The 4167-nt window shown below is 68.3% G+C and carries 6 protein-coding genes; 2 read left to right on the top strand and 4 right to left on the bottom strand.

The window, feature by feature from the left end; genetic code table 11:
• Positions 1–12: 12 nt before the first annotated feature.
• Positions 13–408 (bottom strand): helix-turn-helix domain-containing protein, encoded by a 396-nt coding sequence (locus PKD89_RS10020; RefSeq protein ID WP_324332420.1) that lies wholly within the window; start codon positions 406–408, stop codon positions 13–15.
• A gap of 697 nt (positions 409–1105) precedes the next feature.
• Between PKD89_RS10020 and PKD89_RS10015 the strand changes: the two genes are divergently transcribed.
• Positions 1106–1555 (top strand): nucleic acid-binding protein, encoded by a 450-nt coding sequence (locus tag PKD89_RS10015; RefSeq protein ID WP_289011055.1) that lies wholly within the window; start codon positions 1106–1108, stop codon positions 1553–1555.
• Between the two features lies 1 nt (position 1556).
• On the opposite strand, the gene PKD89_RS10010 is transcribed toward PKD89_RS10015, so the two are convergent.
• The 3 genes from PKD89_RS10010 to PKD89_RS10000 are packed head-to-tail and all read right to left on the bottom strand — an operon-like array spanning position 1557 to position 3664.
• Entirely contained in the window at positions 1557–1952 is a 396-nt protein-coding gene (locus tag PKD89_RS10010) for a hypothetical protein (RefSeq protein ID WP_287379152.1), read from the bottom strand.
• Positions 1910–2908, bottom strand: coding sequence for a hypothetical protein (locus PKD89_RS10005; protein ID WP_289011054.1), 999 nt, complete (start codon positions 2906–2908; stop codon positions 1910–1912). The genes PKD89_RS10010 and PKD89_RS10005 overlap by 43 nt, the downstream gene beginning before the upstream one ends.
• 6 nt (positions 2909–2914) lie before the next feature.
• Complete coding sequence (locus tag PKD89_RS10000; RefSeq protein WP_287379154.1) at positions 2915–3664, bottom strand: ABC transporter permease; 750 nt, start codon at positions 3662–3664, stop codon at positions 2915–2917.
• Between the two features lie 177 nt (positions 3665–3841).
• Here PKD89_RS10000 and PKD89_RS09995 point away from each other — a divergent pair.
• On the top strand, positions 3842–4167 hold a 326-nt coding region (locus PKD89_RS09995), incomplete at its 3' end, for an aquaporin (RefSeq protein WP_425591241.1).

Here is a 4167-nt window from a genome sequence, read left to right as displayed (position 1 = left end):
AAGGATCGACGCTCAGCCGGTCGCCGCCCAGGGGCAACCCGTGTTGGCCAAAATCGTCCCGGCCGACGCTCTCGACACGAACCCCCAACCCGCCCCAGACCCCAGCCGGGCCTCGGCCGCCCGGGCCGCCATCCCGACCGCCTCAACAGCGTCAGCGAACGGGGTGCCGGTCGGGTCGATTCGCGGTAACAACGGGTCGAGGTCGTGGGCCAACACCGTGAACCAAACCCGGACCTCCTCCGCGTGGGTGGCGAAGCGGCGCAGCCAACCCCGGACCGTCGAGGACGGCACCCCCAGCCGGGCAGCCGACCAACGAAACCCGTGACCGGCCGCTTTGGCGACCAGAGCGAACCCGATCGACCAGACCGCGTCCCGGCGGCGCAACAACCCGAACGCTCCCAACAACACGTGGGTCCGGCCACAACCCCCGCAACGGGACCGACGAGGAATCACGTGCCACACCCCGCCGCCACGAACCCGCAACACCCTCGAACGGGCCCAACCCCACGGCGCCAGAACGCCCCCGCAAACCGGGCACTCCAACCTGCCATCGAACAGGTCGCGCTCGACTTCCGTCGCGTTGGTTCCTACGATCTTCACCAGTGCCCCCGGGCATCAGGAAGAGCCCTCCCGATTGCTCCAGCCAGAGAAATCGCGGGAGGGCTCTTGCGCGTCTACAAAGACGCGAGCCTCACCCCGACTACACCCGTGACGCCACTCCACCCATGCCCACCATCAATGTCACCAACCCAACCCCCCATGCCCATCGGAGGTGGCGCTCAACAGCCCCCACGACCGTCAGGCGTGCGGGCACACGCCACCGCGGTGTCACGATGCACATCCAAAAACGCGCACCGCTCCACCAACACTTCCAGTTCCATCAGCTTGGTCCTTCCAGTCGGCCCACCAAGTGGTGCCGAACCGGAAGGGGCCTCGAATGATGAGTCTGAGATACGTGCTCGAAGCAACAAAACGGAGCGCCCAAGACCCCAGGGCTCAAACTAGCGACGGGCTCCAAAGCGCCATAGACGTACGACCTCAGCCCGGCTCGACAACCCGATTCTCATCCAACGAGGGCGACCCTGCAAGGGCCATGGAAACTAGCGTGCTGATCATTCTCGACAGCGGGCCCCTCGGCCTCGTGAGCAACCCGAGCACCAAAGGGCCTGCCCACGATGCCCGAACGTGGGCACGAACCCGTATCGACGCAGGCGACCGCCTCATCGTGGCCGAAATCTCTGACTATGAAGTTCGCCGAGAACTCGAACGGTCCGGGAAACACGCCGGTATCGAGCGGCTCGAAAGACTCGGCACCGGCCTCGGTTCCCTGCCCTTGTCAACCGCCATGATGCGGATCGCCGCCAGCCTCTGGGCCGAAGCACGAAACAGCGGACTCCCAACAGCCCGGGATGCAGCCCTCGATGGTGACGTTATCCTCGCCGCCCAGGCACAGGCCCTTCAGGCCGAGGAGCCAGCCGAAACAATCGTTGTAGCAACCACGAACGTCACGCACCTTGAGCGCTACGTCGATGCGCGCCTTTGGTCAGACATCTGAGTCAGCGGGTGACCAACGTCGGGCTCAGGCCGAACTCGGCGAGGGTGGCCTCGATGTGACAGAGCAACTCATCTCTGCCGAGGCCGCCGCCCACCGGCCGTGCGACGATCGAGAGGAAGACGTTTCCGAGGGCCCGGCCGCTGAGCACGTACAACTGACCGCCGATGCGGTCGAGGTCCGCCGGACCCTGGCCCGGCTCGATCAGGCGCACCCAGAAGTCGTTCGAGTCCCGGCCGTCGAGGCGGACGACTGCGGCGGGCAGGTCGCCGTAGTTGGAGCAGCCGACCGGCAGGGCGGACGCGCCCATCGCCAGCGGCTCGGCCCTGCGCACCGCGGCGGCGGGCATGAGGGGCGTCAACGGGAGGGCGGCCGCAAGGTCGTATGACTGCTCGGCCACGAGCGCCGCCTTGGTGGCCTCGCGTAGGCCGGTGAGGTCATCGACCACGCCGGTGGGTTCGATCCGAATGGTGGCTCTGTCGAGGGCGTTGGCGCGCGTATCGCCCTCGATCCGCACGCTGACCGGCACGCCAGGGTGACCATCCCGTCGGCACCGGTCCGTCCCAACCGCTCCCCCATCCGGGCCGCAACCGCCGACACCAGGGTGTTGCTCGTGCCGCCTCGCTCGGCGGCGGCGGCATCCCAGTCGGCCTGGTTCACCCGAACGCACGACACCGGAACGCGGAAGGGACCGCCTGCTGGTTTCGACGTGGTAGAAGCGGCCGGGGCGCCGGGTTTGCTGCCGGAAGTCTTCGGCGCAGCCTGGGCACGGGCGACTCGGGCGCCGGCGACCACGGCGCGCAGCACGGACGGCAGGCCCCGGACAAACGCCAGCAGATCGGCCCACAGCACGCGGCTGCGGCGACGTGCACCCCTCCGTGGATAGGCCGGGCGGCGCGCCCGACCCTCGACCGCATCGGTGATCGCCTGGAGCACGCAGAGCCCGTCGCCGAGGGCGTGGGGGATGGTGAAGGCAACAGATGTGCCGCCGTCGGTCAGCGGCAACACCCCGATCCGCCAGCCCGGGCCGTGCTCGGGGTCGGTACCTCGGTCACCAAACTCGGAGGTCCAGGTGAAGACCTCGTCCCATTTCCTTGGCGTTGCTTCAACGACGAGGTCGGGGGCGCGGTCGACCGCCACCCAGCGGTGCCGTCCGCCCGGCAGCGGGGAGTGCTCGACCAGCCGTCCCGCCAACGTGTGGCAGAGGTTGTCGTTGACGCGCCGCAACGCTTCGAGGTCGACCGGTCGGTCATACGTCCACGTGGCGAGGAAGACGGGCTGGTGGCCGAGGGCCCGCAACCCGAGGTACGACCCCTGATCCATCAGGGCGATGCGGTCGTCGAGCACCGTCTCCATGCCGCCTCATGTCTTGCTGAACCGGCGGACCGCCAGCGGGACCGAGATGGCGAGGATCACTGCGATCCACAGCAGCGACCGCAACACGTACCCCGTGGTCGTTGTGGTGAACGAGCCGGAATCCTGCAGGGCCTGGGCCGCCTCGGGTCCCAGCATCAGCCCCCTGCAGGCGTTGACGACGATGGTAACGGGCTGGTGGGCGGCGAAGGCCTGAAGCCACCCCGGCATCGAGTTGACCGGTACGAACGCCGAGCTGGCGAAGGTGAGCGGCAACAGCACCGGGAAGGCCATCGACTGGGCCTCCTCGGCCGACGTGGATCGCAGGCCGACGAGCGCCATCAGCCAGGACACGGAGAAGGCGAACGCCAGGACGAGCAGGCTGCCCTTGACCACGCCCATGACGTCGTAGGGCCGGAAGCCGATCGCCATGCCGACGAGCAACATCACCACGACGATGCCGATGTTGCGCACCAGGTCGGCCAGCGTGCGCGCCGCCAGCACCGACATCGGGGCCATCGGCAGCGAGCGGAACCGTTCGATCAGCCCGCCCCCAAAGTCCTCTGCGAGGCCGATGGCCATGGACACCGATCCGAGGGCGACCGCCTGCACGAAGATGCCCGGCAGCAGGTAGTTGACGTAGTCCATGCCCAGCACCTGGCCGAGCGTGCCGCCGAACACGTACCGGAAGAGCAACACGAACATGACGGGTTGCAGGAACGTGAACACGAGCAGCCCGGTCTCGCGAACCAGGTGCAACAGCCTTCTCCTTCACCCGATCACCCTCGTTCACTCGTTGTTGGCCTAGGCTTCGGCCTTCGCCGAACGCGACCAGCTCAAGGAACGACAACGCCGGGTCGGCCCCGGTCATCGCCGGGAACCCGTCGCTGCTCGCGACGAACCCGTGGGAAGCGACTCGCAGGGGGAGGCTGGGGCATGGAGACGACCGGCTCTGCGGAGAGTGCAACTGCCATAGCGTTCGGGACCAGGGTGGGATGGCGGAACACGCCGTGGGCGGACTACCTCGCCGAGTTCCTTGGGACGTTCGTGATCATCACGTTCGGCTGCGGCGTGGTGGCGACCTCGCTCGCCGCGCTCCCGGAGTCGGGGCGGACCGAGACGGCGTTCCTCGGCGGTGGGGACTGGTTGCTCATCACCCTCGGGTGGGCGATGGCGGTGACGTTCGGCATCTACGTCGCCGGCGGGGTCAGTGGCGCGCCCCCCCACCCCGGGGGGCCGGTGGTGGTGGCGCCACCGCGGGG

The sequence above is a fragment of the Candidatus Neomicrothrix sp. genome (assembly GCF_035329545.1).
GTDB lineage: Bacteria > Actinomycetota > Acidimicrobiia > Acidimicrobiales > Microtrichaceae > Microthrix > Microthrix subdominans.
This window is presented reverse-complemented; position numbering and strand designations above follow the sequence as displayed.

What these genes read in the sequence shown, in the direction of transcription:
- PKD89_RS10005 (WP_289011054.1), bottom strand. Translation starts at nt 2,908, where the DNA reads ATGGAGACGGTGCTCGACGACCGCATCGCCCTGATGGATCAGGGGTCG.